A 3,189-nucleotide genomic window follows, 5' to 3' on the forward strand; every position below is an offset into this window, starting at 1 on the left:
GTGGTGGGGGTCGCCGTGGCCGATGGATCGGGGGTGGCGCTCGGCGTCGAAGTCGGCGTGGGCGCAGCGGTGGCGGTGGGTGCCGCGGTGGCGTGCCGTTGCGTGTATGTGGGCTTCGTGGAGTTTTCTGGCGGCCCGTCACCCACGGTCGACTGCTCGGTCTGCGCCGCGCGGCGGGTCTGCGCGACGCGCTCGGGCGTCGGGCGAACCAGCAGGTACAGCGCCACCGTCAGCAGGAAGAACACCACCAGGGCCATGGTGGAGCGGCGCATGTGGACCGAGTGCAGGAACTGGACCGGTCGCAGTGAGGACAGTGATGTCAAGCGCGGGACCGCCTGGTCGGGTCGGGGCCGGTCACGAGGAGGTGGGAGCGGCGGTGTCGAGATCCGTGGGCACGATGATGCCCTCCCGCAGCAGGGCGGTGCCGATGCGCGCCCGCAGCGTCCGGCCCACCTCGAACTGCCGACCTGGCTGGGTGCGGGCCACCACTCTGATCTTGAACTCGTCGAGGTCCATGCTCTCCACGCCCATCACGGTCGGGGCGTCGAGGAGCAGGGTGTGCAGGGTCTCGTCCGCATAGGCCTCGGCGCCGACCCGGTTGAGTAGGTCGCTGACGGTGGTGAGATCCGCGGTCGCCGAGATGGGCACGTCGACGATCGCGCGGGCCCAGTCCCGGGACAGGTTGATCACCTGGACGATCTGCCCGTTGGACGTGGTGACCACCTCGCCGCTGGTCGTCCGGATCCGGGTGATGCGCAGCGTGACCTCTTCCACCGTGCCGGTCGACCCGGTCGGCGGCCCGCCGGCGACGAGCAGGCGAACCAGGTCGCCGAAGCCGTACTGGCGCTCGGCGATGATGAAGAACCCGGCGAGGATGTCCTGCACGACCCGCTGCGCACCGAAGCCGAGGGCGACACCGACGATCGTCGCCGGCGCGACGAAGCCGGTCAGGGGGACGCCGAAGCGCTGCAGCACCAGCACCGCCGTCAGGCAGTAGACGATGACCAGTACGACCCAGGTGACGACCTGGGCGACGGCGTGCCGGTGCTTGGCCGCCTCCGTGCGCACCACCCGGTCCGTCCCGGTGGCGGGCACGTCGATCCGGCTGGTGACGCGGTCGCCGAGCCAGGTTGCCAACCGGGTGAGCAGCACCGCCCCCGTCACCAGCAGCACGACCTCCAGGCCGCTGCCGCGGGCCCAGTGCCCGATGTCGCTCAGCGGGGCGGACGCGGTGATCACGGTCGTGGACGTGCCGGCTGCGCTGATCATGCGGTCCAATAGGGCTGTCGAACTCCGCTCACCCACCCGAACCTACCCTCGGTCCAACCAACGGGTACACACCGGATCGAGGTCGCGGGGGCCCCTATCGGCCCCGGTGTGGTTTCGGGCCGCGTCGACATCGGTCGGGAGATCGGGGATCCTGAGCGGGTTGCCTGGTGGAGGGGGCGGTCGAGATGCTCGGAAGGTTCGGTCGAGGCCGAGTCCGATCCGCCGCCGATGACGGATCGGACTATCCCGTGGGTGCTCCCCCTGGTCGTCGCGGGCCGGCACCGGGGCCCTACGACCGTGACGGCGATCCGCCCAACGGCGACATCGACAGCAAGCTCGGTCGGATCCGACCGTCCGGCGCCCTCGTCCTGGACACCCGGGGGATCAACCGTGAGGTGATCGGGGCGCCGGTCGGCGGACTCAGCCGCAACCTGACCACCTGGGGCTGACGTCCGCGGGTCTGAGCGCTCGCGGGTCTGAGCGCTCGCGGGCCCACCGGCGCTCGCGGGCCCACCGGCGCTCGCGGGCGCTCGTGCTGATCGGCCCGTGGTCGTGGGGTTGTTCCGCCTGTACACAGGGGCCTTCGGGCGGCCTATTCGGAGCGTGGCGGGAGCGATGCTAACAGGGTCGGATCCGACCGTGTTGGGAGGCAGCGATGCTCCGTCACAGTTCGACGCCCGCGCATGTCGTGGTGCGCGATCTGTCCGCCGACTTCGTCACGGAGGACGGTGCGCGCGCCTCCGTGGCAGGCACCCTGCGTTACGACCCGGCAGATCCATTCGCGGTGGAGTTGATCCTGCGCCCCGGCCGGGAGTCCATCACCTGGATTTTCGCGCGCACACTGCTCGCGGAGGGGACGCAGGGCCCCACCGGCACCGGCGACGTGCGTATCCGGCCGACCCGGTCGGAGGGGCGAGCGGTCGTCACCGTCTCCCTGTCCAGCCCGTCCGGGCACGCCGACCTCGAACTGCCCCGCTCGATCGTCACCCGGTTCCTCGCGGAGATCGAGGAGAAGGTGCCGGCGGGCCGGGAGAGCGAGGGCATCGACTGGAACGCGGAGCTGCGCACCCTTCTGCGCACCCGCAACCCCTGAGGCTCTGAGCACTCGCGCCTGGCGGTCCGAGCCACTGGCGGTCCGCCCGCTCAGGCAGGCGCCCCGGCCTGCTTCGCGAGGAACATCATCTCGATGCCGCCCTTGGTGGCCCGCCCGGTCTCCCGGTACCCGCAGCGGGTGTAGAGGCGGATGTTGTCGACGCTGCGGGCACCTGTGAACAGCTCGAAGCACGCGGCGGTCGGGTGGCGGAGTTCGATCTCGGCGAGCAGCCGGCTGGCGAGCCCCCGGCGGCGCAGCCGCGGATGGGTGACGAGCCGGCCGACCTGGCAGATGTCGGCGTCGAGCCGCCCGCGCACCGCCGCCACCACCTCCCAGCCGCGCCGCGCGACGAGGACGACCGTCGCGCCGTCGCTCCGCCCGTCACCGCCTGCGGCGAGGATGCCGCGCAGCTCGGCGACAGTCTCCATCAGCGGCGCGATGGAGTGGTCGCCGTACAGCTCGGCCTCGGACTGGTAGCAGAGATACTGCAGCTTGACGATCTGGTCCGCGTCCTCGTCGTGGGCAGTTGCCAGGACGATCCCGTCGGCCGGCGGCGAAGCCGGAAGCGCTGCGACTGTGCGGCGTGGATCGGGAACGGGGCGTGATCCGGTGTCGGGCATGACCGCCATCCTCCCAGCCGCATGGATCATGCGCGGCCGGCCGGCCGGCCAGCCAGCCAGCCAGCTGACTGGCTGGCGAGGCGCGTGCGGGTGAGCCGCGGCCGTTGATGCGGACTTGCTGGAGGTTGATGACCGTCCGGGGCTCGGCAACGGTCAACAACCTCCAGCATCTCGCCACATGTTCCGAGGACCGGCGAGGTCCGTAGC

General features: G+C 71.3%; 5 protein-coding genes. 2 read left to right on the plus strand and 3 right to left on the minus strand.

All coding sequences use genetic code 11. The features are described 5' to 3' along the window. On the minus strand, nt 1–323 hold a 323-nt coding region (locus tag NBZ85_RS29395), incomplete at its 3' end, for an Rv3103c transmembrane domain-containing protein (protein ID WP_261560523.1). 31 nt (nt 324–354) lie between these two features. Beyond that, the gene (locus tag NBZ85_RS29400) at nt 355–1,269 is read right to left on the minus strand and encodes a mechanosensitive ion channel family protein (RefSeq protein ID WP_261560522.1); all 915 of its coding nucleotides are present in this window, start codon (nt 1,267–1,269) and stop codon (nt 355–357) included. A 248-nt stretch (nt 1,270–1,517) separates the two neighbouring features. On the opposite strand from NBZ85_RS29400, the gene NBZ85_RS29405 reads away from it, so the two are divergent. Then, nucleotides 1,518–1,718, plus strand: a complete 201-nt coding sequence (locus NBZ85_RS29405; RefSeq protein ID WP_261560521.1) for a hypothetical protein — start codon at nt 1,518–1,520, stop codon at nt 1,716–1,718. A gap of 206 nt (nt 1,719–1,924) precedes the next feature. After that, nucleotides 1,925–2,362 carry an SsgA family sporulation/cell division regulator gene (locus tag NBZ85_RS29410; protein ID WP_009742557.1) on the plus strand — a complete coding sequence of 146 codons (438 nt, stop codon included), beginning with the start codon at nt 1,925–1,927 and terminating at the stop codon, nt 2,360–2,362. Between the two features lie 50 nt (nt 2,363–2,412). Here NBZ85_RS29410 and NBZ85_RS29415 read toward each other — a convergent pair whose 3' ends face one another. Next, a complete protein-coding gene (locus NBZ85_RS29415; protein ID WP_261560520.1) occupies nt 2,413–2,982 on the minus strand; it encodes a GNAT family N-acetyltransferase in 570 nt (189 codons plus the stop codon). Nucleotides 2,983–3,189 lie beyond the last annotated feature (207 nt).

It is taken from the genome of Frankia tisae, from assembly GCF_025403405.1.
GTDB lineage: Bacteria > Actinomycetota > Actinomycetes > Frankiales > Frankiaceae > Frankia > Frankia tisai.